General features: G+C 58.6%; 15 protein-coding genes. 5 read left to right on the top strand and 10 right to left on the bottom strand.

Annotation, left to right across the window (positions count from 1 at the left end; genetic code table 11):
• Positions 1-2 precede the first annotated feature (2 nt).
• On the top strand, positions 3-2,591 hold the full coding sequence (locus tag ACA073_RS10970; protein ID WP_497404051.1) for a glycosyl hydrolase family 5: 2,589 nt from the start codon (positions 3-5) through the stop codon (positions 2,589-2,591).
• A gap of 45 nt (positions 2,592-2,636) precedes the next feature.
• Entirely contained in the window at positions 2,637-3,614 is a 978-nt protein-coding gene (gene galE / locus ACA073_RS10965) for a UDP-glucose 4-epimerase GalE (protein WP_497403357.1), read from the top strand.
• 43 nt (positions 3,615-3,657) lie between these two features.
• On the opposite strand, the gene ACA073_RS10960 is transcribed toward galE, so the two are convergent.
• The 6 genes from ACA073_RS10960 to ACA073_RS10935 all read right to left on the bottom strand — a co-directional run bounded on the left by ACA073_RS10960 (position 3,658) and on the right by ACA073_RS10935 (position 8,608).
• Positions 3,658-4,389: a CpsD/CapB family tyrosine-protein kinase gene (locus ACA073_RS10960; RefSeq protein WP_497404049.1), complete on the bottom strand. Its 732-nt coding sequence runs from the start codon at positions 4,387-4,389 to the stop codon at positions 3,658-3,660.
• Positions 4,390-4,457: 68 nt separating this feature from the next.
• Positions 4,458-6,023, bottom strand: a complete 1,566-nt coding sequence (locus ACA073_RS10955; protein WP_497403355.1) for a GumC family protein — start codon at positions 6,021-6,023, stop codon at positions 4,458-4,460.
• Between the two features lie 23 nt (positions 6,024-6,046).
• Entirely contained in the window at positions 6,047-7,162 is a 1,116-nt protein-coding gene (locus ACA073_RS10950; RefSeq protein ID WP_497404047.1) for a hypothetical protein, read from the bottom strand.
• 26 nt (positions 7,163-7,188) lie between these two features.
• Positions 7,189-7,746, bottom strand: coding sequence for a polysaccharide biosynthesis/export family protein (locus tag ACA073_RS10945; RefSeq protein WP_497403353.1), 558 nt, complete (start codon positions 7,744-7,746; stop codon positions 7,189-7,191).
• Positions 7,747-7,760: 14 nt separating this feature from the next.
• Entirely contained in the window at positions 7,761-7,958 is a 198-nt protein-coding gene (locus tag ACA073_RS10940; RefSeq protein ID WP_497403351.1) for a hypothetical protein, read from the bottom strand.
• Between the two features lie 152 nt (positions 7,959-8,110).
• Entirely contained in the window at positions 8,111-8,608 is a 498-nt protein-coding gene (locus tag ACA073_RS10935) for a hypothetical protein (protein ID WP_497403350.1), read from the bottom strand.
• Between the two features lie 637 nt (positions 8,609-9,245).
• On the opposite strand from ACA073_RS10935, the gene ACA073_RS10930 reads away from it, so the two are divergent.
• Both ACA073_RS10930 and ACA073_RS10925 read left to right on the top strand, forming a co-directional pair.
• Positions 9,246-9,647: a hypothetical protein gene (locus ACA073_RS10930; protein ID WP_497403348.1), complete on the top strand. Its 402-nt coding sequence runs from the start codon at positions 9,246-9,248 to the stop codon at positions 9,645-9,647.
• Between the two features lie 201 nt (positions 9,648-9,848).
• Positions 9,849-10,130, top strand: a complete 282-nt coding sequence (locus tag ACA073_RS10925; RefSeq protein ID WP_497403346.1) for a DUF3303 domain-containing protein — start codon at positions 9,849-9,851, stop codon at positions 10,128-10,130.
• 169 nt (positions 10,131-10,299) lie between these two features.
• On the opposite strand, the gene ligD is transcribed toward ACA073_RS10925, so the two are convergent.
• From ligD to ACA073_RS10910, 3 genes are read right to left on the bottom strand one after another with little or no spacing between them, the layout of a single operon-like run.
• Positions 10,300-12,885 (bottom strand): DNA ligase D, encoded by a 2,586-nt coding sequence (gene ligD, locus ACA073_RS10920; protein ID WP_497403344.1) that lies wholly within the window; start codon positions 12,883-12,885, stop codon positions 10,300-10,302.
• A 3-nt stretch (positions 12,886-12,888) separates the two neighbouring features.
• Positions 12,889-13,881, bottom strand: coding sequence for a methyltransferase (locus tag ACA073_RS10915; protein WP_497403342.1), 993 nt, complete (start codon positions 13,879-13,881; stop codon positions 12,889-12,891).
• A 9-nt stretch (positions 13,882-13,890) separates the two neighbouring features.
• Entirely contained in the window at positions 13,891-15,276 is a 1,386-nt protein-coding gene (locus tag ACA073_RS10910; protein ID WP_497403340.1) for an iron-containing redox enzyme family protein, read from the bottom strand.
• Between the two features lie 195 nt (positions 15,277-15,471).
• Between ACA073_RS10910 and ACA073_RS10905 the strand changes: the two genes are divergently transcribed.
• Positions 15,472-15,903: a cupin domain-containing protein gene (locus ACA073_RS10905; RefSeq protein ID WP_497403338.1), complete on the top strand. Its 432-nt coding sequence runs from the start codon at positions 15,472-15,474 to the stop codon at positions 15,901-15,903.
• A 9-nt stretch (positions 15,904-15,912) separates the two neighbouring features.
• Here the strand turns inward: ACA073_RS10905 and ACA073_RS10900 are convergent, their stop codons facing one another.
• Positions 15,913-16,629, bottom strand: a complete 717-nt coding sequence (locus ACA073_RS10900) for a tellurite resistance TerB family protein (RefSeq protein WP_497403337.1) — start codon at positions 16,627-16,629, stop codon at positions 15,913-15,915.
• Positions 16,630-16,859: the final 230 nt, after the last annotated feature.

Raw genomic sequence — 16,859 nt, 5'->3', positions numbered from 1 at the left:
AGATGCTGCTCCCGGTTTTCCTGTGCGTTGCGATCTGGCCATTCACGTCCCGGGCGTCGGACTGGGTCGCCAGCGTCGATGACCGCAGTGGGCTGCCCATGTTGGTGCACGGCGGCAATCCCGTCGTTGCGTCAAAGTTCACCTTTTGGGGGAGCAACTGGGACTGGACGAATTTTGTCACCCAGTTCAAGGTCAATACCCCCTACGAATACACCCTGTCCGGCCAGAACGAAGCGCTGGACTTCGACCTGACGGCGCAGGTTCAGAAGGAAGACGAGCAGAAGCTGACCTGGGACTTTGACCTGGATGCCCACAGCATGAAGTCGGGCGTGATGGGCGGCGGTGTCGTCTTCAATTTCGACCCGGCCCTTTTCGCCGGAGAAATGGGCAAGCCGGATTTGCTGCCCGGTAACCGCGGCTGGTCCTGGGGCAATGCACAAGGTCGACGCATCGAGATGCGTTTTGAGCCGGCACTGGCGAGTGTGTACTTTGAGCCCGGCAATCCCTCCGAGGTGCGTGCTTTCTTCTACAAAAACACGATCAAACCCGGCCGCCAACATTTCAAAGCCACCTTGAGCATTTCTGGTGACGTGGCGCTCGGCCCTACCACGACCGAGCGCTTTGGCCTGGCGGACCCGAAGAGCTGGCCAGATGACAAAGTCGACATCAAAACCTCACCGGTCGATCTGTCTTTTCTCAACGCTGACGAAAAACCTGCGGGCAAGCGCGGCTTTGTCAAAGCGTCCGGCGAGCAACTGCTGTTCGCGGACAACACCCCGGCGCGTTTCTGGGGCACCAACATCACCTCCTATGCACTGTTCCGAACGCCCGACGAAGCAATCAAGCAGCAGGCCAAACGCCTGTCGGCACTCGGTTTCAACCTCGTCCGACTGCACCACCATGACTCGCCGTGGGTCAGCCCGAATATTTTTGGCGACCGCGACCTCACGCATGACACTCAGCAACTCAGCGCGGCGTCGCTGAAAAAAATCGACTGGTGGATCAAATGCCTGAAAGACGAAGGCATTTATGTATGGCTCGACATGCACGTCGAGCGAGCCCTGACGGCGAAGGACAACATTTTTGCCTTCGATGAGCTGCCAAAAGACCAGCAGAACAACGCCAGCCTCAAGGGCTACGCGTATGTAAACATCACCATTGCGCAGGCAATGAAACGCTTCACCGAAGCCTATATAACCCATGTAAATCCCTATACCGGCCTCGCCTATAAAGACGATCCGGCCATCGCCGCCGTCCTGATCACCAACGAAAACGACGTCACTCAACACTTTGGCAACGCGCTGTTGCGAGACAAGGGAGTCCCCAGGCACTGGGAGCTCTACAAGAACCGGGCCGATGCCTTTGCCAGCCAGCACAATCTATCGGCAGGACTCACCTGGCGTTCGTGGGAGCATGGCCCCGCCAAGCTGTTCCTTAACGATCTGGAACAGAAGTTCAACGTAGAGATGATTCAGCATCTGCGCGAATCAGGCGTCAAGGTGCCCATTGCCACCACCAGCAGTTGGGGAGGCGACGGCCTCAGCTCCTTGCCGGCCCTGACTGCCGGCGACGTCATCGACGTTCACAGCTATGGCGGCGGCGGGCAGCTGGAGAAGAATCCGCTCACCAGCGAAGGCATCGTGGACTGGATTGCCGCCGGCCAGGTCACCGGCAAACCCCTGACCGTCACCGAGTGGAACAACGAACCGTTTCCGACACCCGACCGCCATTCGCTGCCACTCTATGTCGCCGGCACCGCCAGCCACCAGGGCTGGGACGCACTGATGCAATATGCCTACAGCCAGCAGCCGCTCGACGGCGGCTGGGTAACGGCGGACAACTGGCACGCTTACAACGACCCTGCAATGCTCGCCACCCTGCCCGCCGCCGCCCTGCTCTATCGCCGCGCCGACGTTAGCGAAGCCAACACGACGTATGTCTTCGCACCGACACCCGATACCCTGTTCAACAAACCGGTCTCACCGGCCAATTCTGCTCTGCTGCGCACTGCCATGGAGAAAGGCAAACTGCAAATCGCCATGCCACAGACGCCGGAGTTGCCCTGGTTGCAGCCGGGCATTATCCCGAGCTCTGCAAAGGTGTTTCACGACCCTGACCAGTCGTTGCTGGATGCCAATGCCAGCGAGTCGACGACCGATACGGGCGAGCTCAAGCGCAATTGGAAAAAAGGCATCTACACCATCAATACGCCACGCACCCAGGCCGCCACCGGCTGGATTGGCGGTGAGTCGATCACCCTCGGCAACATCCAGGTTCAAGTGAAGACCGCCAATGCCAGCGTGGTGGTACAGAGCCTGGACGGCGCGCCTGTCGGTCGATCGCAGGATCTGCTGATTTCGCTGGGCACTCGCGCCATTCCCAAAGACGATGACAAAACACCTTTTTATGTCGAGCCTCTCGAAGGCACGCTCAGCATCCAGGCGCCGCCAGGGTTGACCCTGTTTACCCAAGGCACGCTGGCGCCAATGAAGAAGTTGCCCGCGACTTACCTTGATGGGCGCTATACGATCAAGTTCGATGGCGTGCAGGCCTTCAATTGGTTGTTTTTGAGAAAAAACGCTGCTCACTGACGGTACAATCCGCGTTTGCACAGCAATGGTTTCCAGGAGGACAGGATGAATTTTTTGGTGGTCGGCGGCGCAGGTTATATCGGCTCGCACATGGTCAAGCATCTGCTGCGCGCAGGTCACGAGCTGGTGGTGGCGGACAACTTTTCCACGGGGTATCGCGACGCGTTGATGGGCGGAAAACTGGTTGAACTGGACATCGCCGACGCGCAAGGCCTGGACACCTTGTTTGCCACACAGCACTTCGATGCCGTGTTCCACTTCGCCTCGTTCATACAGGTCGGCGAATCCGTCACTGAACCGGCCAAGTATTACCAGAACAACCTGGCCGCCACCCTGACGCTGCTACAAGCCATGGTTCGCGCGAACGTCAAACACTTCATCTTTTCCTCGACGGCTGCTGTCTATGGTGATCCGGCGTATGTGCCCATCGACGAAGAACATCCCAAGGCGGCGATCAATCCTTATGGTCGCAGCAAGTGGATGGTGGAACAGATGCTTGAAGATTTCGATCGTGCCTACGGACTGAAATCTGTCTGCCTGCGCTACTTCAATGCCGCTGGAGCAGACCCTGACGGACAGCTGGGTGAACGCCATGAGCCGGAAACCCACCTGCTGCCACTGATCCTGCAAGCAGCCTCTGGCCGGCGCGCGAGCATCACCGTCTATGGCCGCGATTACGACACGCCCGACGGCACGTGTATTCGCGACTACGTCCACGTTGCCGATCTGGCGGCCGCTCACGCACTGGCCGTGGATTATCTATTGGCTGGTGGTGCAAGCACGGCGTTCAACCTCGGTAATGGCCAAGGGTTCTCGGTACAGGAAGTGATAGACACCGCGCGCCAGGTCACTGGCCGGGAGATTTGCGTCAGCGATGCGCCGCGTCGTGCGGGTGATCCACCACGTCTCGTGGCCGATCCTCAACGGGCGTACACATTACTGGGCTGGCAGCCGCAATTTGCTTCACTGGAACAGATCGTGACGGACGCCTGGAGTTGGGAAAAGAAACATCCCTGGCACTAAAGTCGGCGCTCGCCAACAGCGCCGACTGCTTGAGGATAACGCCCTAGTAGTAGGAGCGGTTTTGCGGCTCGGCTTTGTTCAGCACAGTGCCAATCAGATTGGCTGTCCCCAGATGGTGAAGGCTTTCCTCGATCTCTTTCTGGCTGTTCATGCCGTTGGCGACCACGAGCAGGACACAGTCGAATTTAGGCAAGATGGTAATCACATCGTCCGAACTCAGGATGGGTGGCAAATCGAAAATCACGATTCGTGAGTTGTAGCGCTCGCGCAAATCACCTATCAAGTTACTCACCTTGGGCGATGACAGCACCTCGGTGGAGAGAGGAATCGGCTTACGGGTAGGCAGGACTACAAAGCGCGGCAAGGTCGGGTTAACCAGAACCTCTTGCAGCTCTGCTTTATCGGCCAGGTATTCATTGAGCGATAGCTCCATCGACAGCCCCAGGCAGGCGCCCACTGTCGGACGGCGCAAGTCGAAATCAACCAGCAACGCCGTTTTGGTAGTGTGATGAGCGATGCTCATTGCAAGGTTAATCGCCAGTACCGTCTTGCCGGCCTCCGGTGTCGGCGAGGTGATGGCGAGCGTGCGCCAGCCATTTTCTTCCATGATTTTCAGAACTTGCGTACGCAGCAGATCGAACGCCCCGCCCATATTCGAGTTCTTGTTGTACGCCACGATGCGATTGCGCTCGAGGTGATCCGGCCGCAAAGGCACAACTTTGGTTTGCACATAACTGAGCGCATTCAGACTTGAAGACTGCGCTGAGGACGTCATGGCTCTTGAAGAGGTCTCGGGCTCGGTGTTTTCGGTATCGGGCTTGATTATTTCCATGTCTGTATTCCTTATGCAAACCGGCCCAGCGTTCTAAACGCCAGCTGATCCAGAGGCATGTAGAGGAAGTGCACGAGCACCAGAAGTATCGCGAACAGCAAGACTCCACACACGATCAGGCGCGTTCGCCACTTCTTGCGGCGTTCCAGTTCGGCCATGGTGTGAATGTAGGGAATGGACACCAGTACGCGCCTGCCGAGCACACTGGCCAGGGCTTCAGCCCCGCGCACGCGAGAACTCATCATTTCGAGAAGCATTACCAGTGCGCCCGCGCCCACCGGGGCAAGCACGAAGCCCATGGCAACCACCTTTTTACGGTTCGGGCGTACGGGCTTTTCGGGCATCAGCGGCGATTCCAGAAGTACAAATCGTTCCGCCTTGTTCTCCTGTTCCAGGCTTTCGGAAATTCGCGCACTCATCTCCTTGGCGCGCATCTCCTCATATTTCTTTTTCGCATTGTCATGGTCGCGCATCAGAGTGATCAGGCCACGCTCGACTTGTGGCATTTCAATAATCTGCGCTTCGTATTCGGATATTTTCTGGAGCGTCTGCTGCTTCTGATCGGCCAGTGACTTGATACGTGACTCAGTGGCGGCGATCCGCGCCTGAGCCTTCGCTGCATCCATATTGACGGGCACTGCCGCACTACCGGCCATCGCTTTGTTCGCCTCAAGGGCCGCAATCTTGCGTTTCACGGCACGCACATCGGGGTGGGCCTCGGTATACAGCGTCCGCAAACGGGCGTACTCCACCTTGAGGCTGCCCAGATCCTGCGGTTTGTCAGCGGCTGCCCCCCCCACTCCCGGCTTGGTCGCTACGCCGGTATTGGCGGCGATAAGCTCCAACTCGTTGAAACGCAATTCCTCACGGGCAGCCTTGTAGTCACGGTCGACCTCTTTGAGATCGGTTTCGGCGCGCGTCAACATGTTCGTGAGCAATTCCCGATTCTCGGGCAGCGCGTTGCTGTGCAGCTCCTTGAATATTGCCACGCGACTGTCCTGGGCATTCAGGGCAACCTCGAGCTTGTCCGCCTCCTGCTTTGCGAACTCTGTGTTTTCATTGGCGCGCTCGGTACGCTGCCTGATGTTTTCATTCAGGAACAGCGTCACCAGTTCATTGGCCACTTTGTTGGCAATCTCTGGCTCGCGGTGCTCAAAGGAAAGGCGAAACGCAATCGTCACTTCCCCGCGCCCCTTGATCGCAGCGCTGACCAGGGTGACGCCAATCGCATTGCGCATTTCATCGATTTTGTCGGAAACGCTCAGGTGCCGGCCTTGAGAAGAGAACAAATTGTATTTGTCGATGATCGCCGCCAGATTCTCTCGGGTCATCACACGCTGGCGAATGACTTCGATGCGCTCATCGGCAAAGGTGCCGTTGTTCGCCGCAACCAGGTCAGGCGAGATCTGCTGCGACTCGATCAGAATCGTGCCGGAAGACTCAAACGTGGGCGGGAGCGACATCGCGACCGCAATGCTGACGCCCAGTATCGCCGCGCAGCTCACGATCAACAGCAGGGCGTGGTGCTTGATGATAGCTATGTAGTCGTTGACCGACATTTCGTATTCAGTAGTCATAAGTGATCACACAGCTGAATTTTTCAGAGACCGGGATAACTATATGTCAACGTCAACCCGACGACATTTGCGCTGGCATCCGGCAAGCTGTCTTGCTTGCGTTCTTTGTAGGTGAAGAATAGGCGGGCATTCCAAAAAGGCGAGAGTTCCTGACTGACCCAGGCGCTGTAATTGACCAGGGTATTCGGCGTCTGCCCTTTGGTGTCTTGCCAGGAAGCATCAAGACCGGTGCGTCGGGTTTCATCGATGAGGTAACTCACGGAGCCCTTCAGGCTATCGGCCTCGACGAACCCACCATCCCCGCTGGCGACGGTGCTACGGCTGGCGTCGAAGCTGGTTTCAAAGCGTTCACCGGTATACCGCAAGTTCACCCCGCCCTCGCCTGTGGGACCGTCACCCGTGCCGGAGACTTGATTGACGCCCGCGTACACCGATCCCTTCAATGCCTCGGAGACCTGGAAATTCAGGCCAACCGTGGGGGTGTAGCTATTCGAGGAAGACGCCGCGGTTCCCTCCTCCGGCTCATAACGCCTGACGCCAATACGGGTGAACAGCTCGACCCGCTCGCTCCATGCATAGGTCAAGCTAAAGCGGCTTGCCAGCTCGTCATAGTCGATCAGGGTAGGAATGTCGTAAGTGACATGAGTGTAGTCAGTTTCGTTGAGCAGGGTGGTTCGCTCGCTGAGCGCAGTACGCCAGTTGCCACCCACGGTATAAAGCTTTTGCGTGCCGTCGGAAGCCACTACGCCGGTTTCCTGAACCTCGGTGGAAAGCGTTGAGCTCTCTTCATAGCGGGCCGTGAGTCCATAACCACCGGTTTCAGTCTCGCGATGCCACCCGAACTTAAGTCTGGGGTCTTCACGGTCTGACACGATGTCTGTATCGGACGAACGCACGACATACACTCCGAGACCGAACTGGAACTCATCCCGTCCGGAAGTGCCGACAAGGCTGAAATCGGGGGCGATGATGGCGCGGGTCACCCCCTTTTCATCACTCGTCAGCAACAGTGGGTTGCTGTCGTACTCGACAGTCGAAGGCACCGCGACTGTTGATTGCCAGGTAGCCGCATAGGCCACACCCGAGCACGGCAGGATCAGGATTGCCGTGGCAATCCCCGTAGTTCGCAACGCAAGCAAAGTAATCCCTAGTGCATCGCGCAAGGCTAAGGCACGACCAGCGTATCGCCGGCTTTAAGTAGAAAATTGGTGGACATGTCATCCCCGGACATCAACTTGCTGTAGTTGACGCGCAGGATTTCCTGCTTGGTCCCGTTGAGTCGCACGACCTTGATGTCATCCTTGTCGGCGAATTTGTCGAGCCCGCCAGACAGGCTTAAAACCTGCAGCACTGACGTTGGACCGGACATATGCACAGTGCCGGGTTTCACTACCTTGCCCTGCACGTAGGCGACATTGCCTTCGGTGCCGGTGACGACAACGCTCACCTGCGGATCGGGTATGAATTTTTCAAGCTTGGCCGCGATCTTCTCAGCGACTGCGGTGGCATCAAGCCCCTGTACATCGACTTGGCCTGCCAGCGGGAAGGTGATGCTGCCATCGGGAAGTACGCGTACATCCTGTTTGAGCTTGTCTTCCCCCCAAACAGAAACGGAAAGGTTATCACCCGGACTCAACCGGTATGCCGCGTCGTTTGCGACGGCACTGGAAATGCTGGGCAGGACAGCCAGCGCGCAGACCACAGGTAACCAGAAACGCAACATCGGGATCCCTCCGCCTAAATAGCCTTGCCAAGAGTTTCACACAAAAACGGGGGCAAATCACGCTCGCAAATTTTCACGCCCAGAAAGGCTTCAGCGAGCATTTTTTTGCGGCTGGCGGCGGTCAGTTTTCGTCGACCCGACGTCTCAATTACCTGGAGGATAGCCTCTAGTGAAGGAAGTTTTCTATTTAACAAAAACTTGTCGTTAAACATGTTACCCCCGATGTTTGCTCGCCAAATTAACAGCAACTCTGGTCAATAGAGTCCGTCATTCAGTCAATACATCGCCAACCACTTACACATCAAACTGATATCAATCACTAGTATCAATGCGCCATACAATCATGAGCAAAAACAACCGCTAGCTATATCTTCCGCCGGTTGGCGACCATAACAAAACCGAACAACGCGGACGAAAACAACCAGGCAGCAGCAGACAGCGGAACTGCGTTCGGTTGATTGGTGAAGGCATCATCCTCGCCACTCAAAACTTCACTCTGCGCACCTGAATCTGTCGTTAATTTGCCATTGGCAAGTTGCGCCATTAATCCGTCACAAGATGAACTATTGACGGCAGCGCCCACCTTGGCGACAGATTCAATGAGGCTGTTGAGTTGATCTTTTGCAGTATCAGCGGAGGAAATATCGCTGACCGAAGCAGCCGCGCCATGACTGCTTGCAACATTTGAAGGGGCACCACCCTGCTCTTCGGCGGCCGTGCCCACTTTTGGCCCAGACCCTGCGCAAGAAGTGCCTATGCGGTTAATTTCATGGGCCAAATTGGTCGCGTGTGCGCTGGCGAGCGCCGCACCATTAAAGAGCACACAGAATAAAACGGATTTGATAACCAGTGACGAGCGCATAATGACCGCCTCCCTGCACACAGGGTTTCCTGATATCGAATGAAGGATTCGTTACCCAGCTAATTGGAGCCTATAATCACATCGCCATTACGTCAATGGTCCGTCACCACAATAAATAAAAATAAAAATTTACGAAAAACAGCGTCAAAATAACGCCATCAAAACCCTTTCAATCCTGCTCGTTCTATTCGTATGAAAGGGCTCAAGCGCGGGCATTAGCCCCCCTATCTGAAGTTCTAGAAACCGGCTGCACCTCGCCGAAAGGCCGGCGACAAAAAACTATCGCCGCGTCCCACTGCGCATCCATTCTCGAGGGCTGGTGTTGACGCTTCGCTTATCAATAGAAGTACCCGCCATTGCGGTAGTTGCGTTTCCCGGAACAACGCGTTCCCCTGTGGGAGCTGGCTTGCCTGCGATGGAAGCCAACGATAACGCGTGCTGTCTGAATGAACGTGGTGTCCGGACGTTTTTCGCGAGCAGGCTCGCTCCTACAGGAGATCGCCGAACGTTTCTGCTTTTTCACCACTCATCAGGTCGAGCGTTAGCTCGCCTGCCGCTTTTGCTCTTGGCGCCTCCCTCGAGCACGCCAGTCACCCCTATGGGCAAACCAACGCAGGCCGCTCTATGATTGAGCCCTATGACAATCTCGCTGCCGATCCGCCAACCCTGCCCGCCCGGTGCCTGCATCTGCGAGCGTGAACCGCTGCTGGAAACACCAGGCGCGGACCTGCGCATCCTGTTTCTGACCCGGTCCGAGGAAAAGCGCCTGATCGAACGCCTGGAAAACCTCCAGAGCCTGAGCGACCTTGAACGGCTACAGCAGCGCATGTACGAGCAACTGGGCATCCGGGTAGAGATCGCTCCCGGTTTCAATGAAGTCCGAACCATGCGCGGTATCGCCATCACCATCGCCGAACTGCCGGGCTTGTGCCGCAAAACCCGCCAGGCGATTCCGACCGCCATTCGCCGCGGGCTGGAGAAACGTCCGGAAATCGCCTACGAACTGCTCAACGCCAACGACCTGTTGCGCGATGCTTGACGGTCAGGCGCCTCGTCAATTCCAGATGTAATAAAGAGGATCAACGGTCATACGCGAACCGCCGCGCGCTGCTATGCCTTCTCAAGGGAGAAATCGTTACAGACCCGACAGGATGACACGGGAAACAGGCGTGGCCGTGGTCCCGGCGCCAGCCAGGCGCGCGAAGAGCAACAGGTGCCAGTCCGTTATAGGAGGTGGCAAATGTTATTCATGGTCAGTTGGTCGATCAGCCCGGAAAACCGCAACACCGTGATCAAGCGTTTCCTCGAGACCAAAGGGGCTCCGCCCTCAGGCGTCAAGATGCTGGGGCGCTGGCATGCCGTCGGTGGTTCGACCGGTTTTGGCATCGCAGAAACCGATGATGTCGTACAGATTCAGAAGTGGGTCCTGCAATGGAATGACCTGATGAACATGGAAGTCCATGCGGCGCTGACCGACGAGCAGGCGGGGCCGCTGCTGGCGGCGGCTGTCGGCAAGCAATAGCCGTTCGGGGAATTGCGACGGGCACACAATTTGTGCGCGACACAGAACCACTGTGGGAGCGGGCTTGCTCGCGAAGAGGGAGTATCAGAAAACATTGATGTCGACTGACACTCCCTCTTCGCGAGCAAGCCCGCTCCCACATTTGGACCGCGTTAGGCCTTAGATCCTGCTACTTCTTCATTCCCACCCGCCGCCGCATCTCGGCGGTGATTGCCTGTTTTGTTTTCTTCAGGTCAGCCCAAGGCTCGTCGCCCACCTCGGCCAGGCGTTCATGCACCGTGTGGACGTTCCACTGATTGCCGCCCTTGAGCCCGGCCACCTCCTCGCGAAAGATCGGTACCGAGACCGGCAGCCCTTCGCGGGTGCGCGCGGCGTAAGCACAAATGGTGGTGGCGCCGAGGCCGTTGCGCAAGTAATCGATGAAGATCCGCCCGACCCGGTTTTTCGGCCCCGAAACCGCGGAAAACCGCTCCGGCAACAGTTTGGCCATGTGGCTGACGATGGCGTGGCTGAAGTCCTTCACTTCATCCCAGCCGAGCTTGCGGGTCAGCGGCACCACGAGGTGAATGCCTTTGCCGCCGCTGGTTTTGAGAAAGGCCTTGAGCCCCAGCTCATCCAGCACGGACAGCGTCAGTTGAGTCGCCTCGACCATGCTTTTCCACGGAAGCGCCGGGTCCGGGTCGAGATCGAGGACGAAGCGGTCGGGCTTGTCGAGGTTGTCCGAGGTGGCGTTCCAGGTGTGCAGCTCGACGGTGCTCATCTGTACGGCACCGATCAGTGCTTCGGCGCTGTTGATGATCATGATCGGCTGGCCGGTGAGTTCCTTGTCGAGGGTGGTGATCCCCGGAATGGCCAGGCGCTCGGCGTTCTTCTGGAAAAATAATTCACCGGCAATACCGTCCGGCGCGCGAACCAGCGCCACTGGACGATCTTTCAGTTCGGGCAGAATCCATTCGGCAACGGCGGCGTAGTATTCCGCCAGTTGCACTTTGGTCGTGCCACTGCTGGCGTCGATGACCCGGTCCGGGTGAGTGATCCGCACCTTGCCCTCGCCCAGACCGAGCTGCGACGGTGCCGGCGCGGCTTTTTCCGCGCCGCTCTTTTTACTGGCGACAGGTTTTTCCGCAGCGCTTTTCTTCACCACTTTGGGGCGCTCCTCGGTGATGTCTTCCGCAGGTTTATCGTCACGCAGGCCGTGGAACACGGCATGGCGCACCGAGCCTTCCTTGGTCATTTCCGCAAAGGCGATTTCAGCCAGCAGCACGGGTTTGAGCCAGTGCACGCCTTTGGCATCAAAACCGGTCGGTGGATTGACCACCGACGGCTTCTTCGCCTGCAACGGTTTCAGTTGTTCGTAAATGCTTTTAAGCGTTGTCTCGTTGAAGCCGGTGCCGACCTTGCCGGCATAACGCAGCTCACCGCTGTCCCGATCATGCAGGCCCAGCAACAACGCACCAAACGCATTGCGCGACCCTTTCGGATCGGTGTAGCCGACCACTACAAACTCTTGCCGGTGCTTGCACTTGAGCTTGATCCAGTCGCTGCTGCGACGCGACACATACGGCGAGCCCAGGCGTTTGCCGATCAGCCCTTCCATCTGCATCTGGCAGGCGCTGTTGAGCAAGGCATCGGGTTCTTCGGCGAACGCGTCGGAGAACCGCAGCAACGGGTCTTCATTCGGTTTGAGCACCGTCGCCAGCGCGACCCTTCGCTCTTCGACCGGCACCTCGCGCAGGTCCACGCCATTGAGGTAAGGCAGGTCGAACAGGTAGTAAAGAATGTTGCCGCTGCGCCCGGAGTCGAAGGCGTTTTGCAGCGCTTGAAAGTCCGGGACGCCCTGCTCGTTGGCGACTACCATTTCACCGTCGAGCCAGGCTGATTCAAGTTGCAGCGACGCCAGCGCCTCGGCTTGCTTCGGCAGTTTGTGGGTCCAGTCGTGACCATTGCGAGTGAAGAGTCTGACCTCGCCATGGTCGATGCGGGCCATAATCCGGTAGCCGTCGAATTTGATCTCATAGCTCCACTCGCCATCCGGGGCTTTTTCCACCAGCGTCGCCAGTTCGGGTTTGATCAGGTCCGGCAATTTCGCTTTGTGCGCGCCGGTGAGTTGCGCCGACTGTTGTTTAGCCGCGACCTTGCGCGCCGGTTTCTTGATGGGCTTGAGTTTGTCCGCTGCTTTCGATTTTTTTGGAACGATGGTCCGGTCACTGAGCACGCTGTCCGGCTCGGCGGCGACCACGTCGTAATCGCTTTCGGGTTTGGCCGCGCTGTCCTGATGCTTGATCAGGAACCACTGCTCCTGTTTGCCCGGCATGTGCGTGCGCACCAGGTTCCACAGGCCGCCGAGCTTCTCGCCTTGCAGTTCGAACTTGAGCTTGCCCTTGGCGTAGGCCTTGGCCGGATCTTCCTGCGGAATCCACACGCCCCGGTCCCAGACGATCACATCACCGGCGCCATAGTGACCTTCGGGAATGTTGCCCTCGAACGTGGCGTAATCAATCGGATGGTCTTCGACATGCACCGCCAGGCGCTTGACCTTGGGGTCCAGCGACGGGCCTTTCGGCACCGCCCAGCTTTTCAGCGCGCCATCGAGTTCCAGGCGAAAGTCATAATGCAGGCGCGAGGCGTCATGCTTCTGGATGCAGAACTGCAAAGCGTGATCTTTCGCGGCTTTCCTGCCCGAACGTTGGGCGGCCGGTTCAGAGGTCGCCGAGAAGTCGCGCATGCGGTTGTAGTCATCCAGATTCTTGTTCATGGCTCACTCACCTACGGCTGATTCAACGCTTCCCCCGATGCCCGAAGCGATCCGCGTAACGATCAGCGCAACCACCGCAATCCGTTCCACCCGTTGGTAGCCGGGCGTCAACAGTTCTTCGCCGAACACATCCGGATCGATCTCGTGATAGGTCCAGCCGAACCGTGCCGAATCCAGGTACGGCGCCAGCGCGGCGAGAAACGGATCGCAGCCATCGACCATCGCCACACCGGTGTACAACACCAGCGCACCGCCCGGGGTCAGTCGGTTCAGCGCCTGCTCGACAATGCGCACCGACAACTGCGCGCCGTATGCCCCGCCGCCGTGGCGATAGGCACGCTCGGCCGGATCAGCCATGTACGGCGGATTGGCGACGATCAGGTCGAATGTACCGTCGACACCCTGCAGCACATCACTGGCCTCGATGCTGACGTTGGCCACTTCTGCGAGCGCGGCGTTCACAGCCGTCAGGCGTAGCGCCGCCGGGTTGATGTCGACCGCCAGCACCTCCGCTTCACGGCGTGCGCGAGCAATCACGATGGCGCCGACCCCAGCGCCGCAGCCGATGTCCACGGCGCGTCTGACCGGCGCGAAACTCTGTTGCAGATGGGTGTGAATCAACTGGGCAAAACGGTAGGTGTCCGGGCCAAAGAACACCGCATCGGCCGCGTCCGTGGGAAATCCGGAATGCACGAACAGCAGGTCATCGAGGCTGGACCAGCGTACGTGGCTTTTCAGCCGGCCATTGCTCTCTTCGAGAACGCCCGCCTGTTGCAATTGCCGCTGTTCGTCCACGGACAGCAGGCCGGGCTCAAACGTCCGCGACCAACCGAATACCTCGCGCAGGGTTCGGGCACTTTGGCCGAACGCGCGGTCATTGACCCGCTGATGGGTCAGCGGTGTCGGCGTGATAAAGCGGTAACCATCCGCCTGCAAGCGCCGCCCCAATTGCAGCAAGGCCAGATCCGCAGCACCCAGTTGTTCTTCCTGATTCATGCCGTGCTCCTATCGAAGGCTGGATTTGAGTTCGATGAACCGCCGCGTGGCCATCAGGCCGGCAGGATGGGCGTGTCGGTGGGCGGACAGCCACGGGATCAACACCGGCATCTGCTCGGCGGCGGACAATCCATCCAATGCGGCTTGCAGACTCTGGATATCCGGGTCGCTGGCGGGCAACGCCGGTTCGACCGCGCCGCTGCTTTCACGGCGCGCCGCTGGCGTTGAACGCTCCGCTGTCCAGTCACCCGAGATCCAGTCGTGCAGCAGCTGTTTTTCATAGGGGCTGAACACACCGAACATGGCCGCGCCGTCACCCTCGATCAGTTGCCAGAAGCGGCTTTCCTGCGGGTCCTGATGACGTTTGATCCAGCCCTTGTTTTCCAGGGCGGTGAGAAACCCTGGCAATTGCTCCGGCGAGGACAACCATTGATTGACGGTCTTGCCCTCGAATCGGCAGTAGTCGGAATGCATGTGCTGGCCGAACGGGCGTTTGCGCTCGAGCATGTTCAACACTTCAGCGTAAAGGTCGAACGACTCGATGATCGCGCGACTGCCCTGCCCCAGGTCATTGAGCCGATAACCCAGCGCGACCCTGCGCAAAAAGTCTTCGCGATCACCTTCGATCGGCAGCAGGTGCAGCACCGATTGCACGGCTTTTTGCGCGTGCCCGGTGCTGGCGTTGTCGATGGTCACGTGCAGGGTGAAGTAATACGGATCGATGCCCAATTCGCTGAGTTCGTAAGCACTGATCAGCAAGTGCAGCGGCAGTTGTTCATAGCCGAGGTTGTAGCCGATCACCTCTGGCAAAAACTCGTCGGCGCATTCGCCCAGCGCCAGTTGAATCGCGCCTTGCAGGTAATGCTCGTCGGCGATGACGCCGGTGTCCTGCAAACCCTGTTCAGCGAGTAGCTTGCGGTAAATCACCACATGATTCTGCGCTGGGTTGCCCTCGCCCAACTCTTCCAGATAGGTGCAGATCAACCCTTCGAAACGCGGGTCGCGCCAGTGCTGCAACAGGCCGTACAACCAGGCACCGTCCACCAGTTTGGTCGGGCTGACCGCTTGCAGGAAGAACAGCGCGTGCGCCTTGTTACTGAAGAACTGCCGCGGCCCGCCTTCCTTGCGGCTACTCAGATAGTCAGCATATTGCCGCGCCACTTCGGTGCTGTGCTGTTCGACGAAGGTTTGCAAGGCCGACAGGTCCTGCGGCATCTCTGCGGGCAGGTCGGCGGACCGTTGCAGTTGCGCTTCCAGGAAGGTTTTGCCCAGAGCGCGGCGTTGCTCGGCATCGTCGCCCAGCAGCAACTGTTCATAGCACTGCTTCAGGCTACCGGCAGTCGGGATGGCGTGCTCGTGGGCAGGCCGGGATTCGAGTCGTGTCAGGGCAGTCATGGGCGCATCTCTCGGTCTGTAGCCAGTGGCAGGACGCTGAATCAACACGTCTCTACATCAGCAGAGCGATTTGCCCGGAGAAAAATTCAATCGGGGTTGAAATTGCCCTGACAGACGGGCCTGCGCCTCTGCACCCGGTGCCCGTTGGAGTGAATATACTCAACCGGGTGTAGACTCATCCCCGGGAGAGCAATCATGCGAACGGTTCACGTCATCGGGTCCGGAAAAACTCCGGGACCGGTCAATGTCGTTGGCGAGGCGATCACGATTCTCGCGGGCGGTGATTTGAGCAAACCCTTTGAGATGCATATCCAGGAAGGCGTGCAGGGAGGCGGCCCGCCACTGCATTTTCATCCGTGGGACGAAGCGTTCTACGTGATTGACGGGCAGGTGGAAGTGACGCTCGAGGGCGAATCCACCATTGTCTCGGCCGGCGGCTACGTGCATATACCCGGTGGGTCCATCCATGCCTACAAGAACATCAGCGCCACGGCGAAGATGATCGGCGTGGTGTCTGATCCGCGGGGCGGCCAGTTCTTTGCGGCGGTAGATCGGCTCAAGGTGCCGGAGGATTTGCCGCGGATACTGGCGATTGCCGAAGCGCACGGGGTGACGTTTCTGGTGTAAGCCTATCGGTCAGGCCACGCCACCCTTGGCCTGCTGTTCCAAATGCACCTGCAACTCCGGATCAATCTGCAACGCCGCCGCCAGTTCATCGAGGTAACTGCGTTCGGCGTCCTGCTGATCGTCCACCAGCATCACGCTGGCCAGGTACATTTCCGCCGCTATCGCAGGATCCGTCGCCGACTGCGCCACATCGGCGGCATCGAGCGGCCGGGCGACTTCATCGTCAAGCCATTGCTGCAGTTCCGGGTCATTGGTGTGGCGACCGATTTCGGTGCTGATCATGTGCTTTTCGGCGTCATCGATCCGGCCATCGGCCTTCGCCGCTGCTATTAATGCTCGAAGGACGGCGTGGCTGTGGTCTTCGACTTCCGGGCCGGATAACAGATCCACGGTGCGGGGTGCCTGTTGTGGCGCGGCCGCCTGGCTGCGTTGCCAGGCCTGATACGCTTGAAAAGCCATCATCCCCAGGGAGGCCAGCGCCGCGTAGTTGGCGCCGCCACCGGAGCGTCGTTGGGTCGAGCCACCCATGGCTGAGCCGCCGCCGAGCAATCCTCCCAACAAACCGCCCAATCCGCTGTTTGCACCGGCACCGCCGCCCAGCAGGCCGCCGAGCAATCCGCCAAGACCGCCGCCCACGCCGCCCTGAGCAGGTGCGCCGCCACCGTGCTGTGTCGTCGAGCCCTGGCCGGCTCGCAGCAGTTGTTCGAGCAAATCGCTGGTGTTCATGACGACGCCCTCATTGGTTGGAATTGTCCAGTCAGGCAACGATAGTCCTCATAGGGTATTGCGCCAGCACCGTTTGGCTGACGTCGCCGACCGTACAGATCTCGTTCACCCTTTCATTAAATACTTGGGTTTGTTGTTCAAGCGTTTGGGGGGATATCCATTGTTTAGGTGATGGCTGCTGGCGGTTTCGCCCTTACGGCGAGTCACTTTCGAAAAGCGCGAAAGTAACC

This window comes from Pseudomonas sp. LBUM1670, assembly GCF_059695695.1.
The sequence above is the reverse complement of the archived record's forward strand: the minus strand, read 5'-3'. Positions and strand labels throughout refer to the sequence as shown.

Excerpts from the sequence above, each read along its gene's own strand:
- ACA073_RS10905 (WP_497403338.1), top strand. The coding sequence starts at position 15,472 with ATGCGAACGGTTCACGTCATCGGGTCCGGAAAAACTCCGGGACCGGTC.
- ACA073_RS10930 (WP_497403348.1), top strand. The coding sequence starts at position 9,246 with ATGACAATCTCGCTGCCGATCCGCCAACCCTGCCCGCCCGGTGCCTGC.
- ACA073_RS10955 (WP_497403355.1), bottom strand. The coding sequence starts at position 6,023 with ATGACTACTGAATACGAAATGTCGGTCAACGACTACATAGCTATCATC.
- ACA073_RS10945 (WP_497403353.1), bottom strand. The coding sequence starts at position 7,746 with ATGTTGCGTTTCTGGTTACCTGTGGTCTGCGCGCTGGCTGTCCTGCCC.
- galE (WP_497403357.1), top strand. The coding sequence starts at position 2,637 with ATGAATTTTTTGGTGGTCGGCGGCGCAGGTTATATCGGCTCGCACATG.
- ACA073_RS10925 (WP_497403346.1), top strand. The coding sequence starts at position 9,849 with ATGTTATTCATGGTCAGTTGGTCGATCAGCCCGGAAAACCGCAACACC.
- ACA073_RS10935 (WP_497403350.1), bottom strand. The coding sequence starts at position 8,608 with ATGCGCTCGTCACTGGTTATCAAATCCGTTTTATTCTGTGTGCTCTTT.
- ACA073_RS10915 (WP_497403342.1), bottom strand. The coding sequence starts at position 13,881 with ATGAATCAGGAAGAACAACTGGGTGCTGCGGATCTGGCCTTGCTGCAA.
- ACA073_RS10940 (WP_497403351.1), bottom strand. The coding sequence starts at position 7,958 with ATGTTTAACGACAAGTTTTTGTTAAATAGAAAACTTCCTTCACTAGAG.
- ligD (WP_497403344.1), bottom strand. The coding sequence starts at position 12,885 with ATGAACAAGAATCTGGATGACTACAACCGCATGCGCGACTTCTCGGCG.
- ACA073_RS10900 (WP_497403337.1), bottom strand. The coding sequence starts at position 16,629 with ATGAACACCAGCGATTTGCTCGAACAACTGCTGCGAGCCGGCCAGGGC.
- ACA073_RS10960 (WP_497404049.1), bottom strand. The coding sequence starts at position 4,389 with ATGACGTCCTCAGCGCAGTCTTCAAGTCTGAATGCGCTCAGTTATGTG.
- ACA073_RS10910 (WP_497403340.1), bottom strand. The coding sequence starts at position 15,276 with ATGACTGCCCTGACACGACTCGAATCCCGGCCTGCCCACGAGCACGCC.
- ACA073_RS10970 (WP_497404051.1), top strand. The coding sequence starts at position 3 with ATGCTGCTCCCGGTTTTCCTGTGCGTTGCGATCTGGCCATTCACGTCC.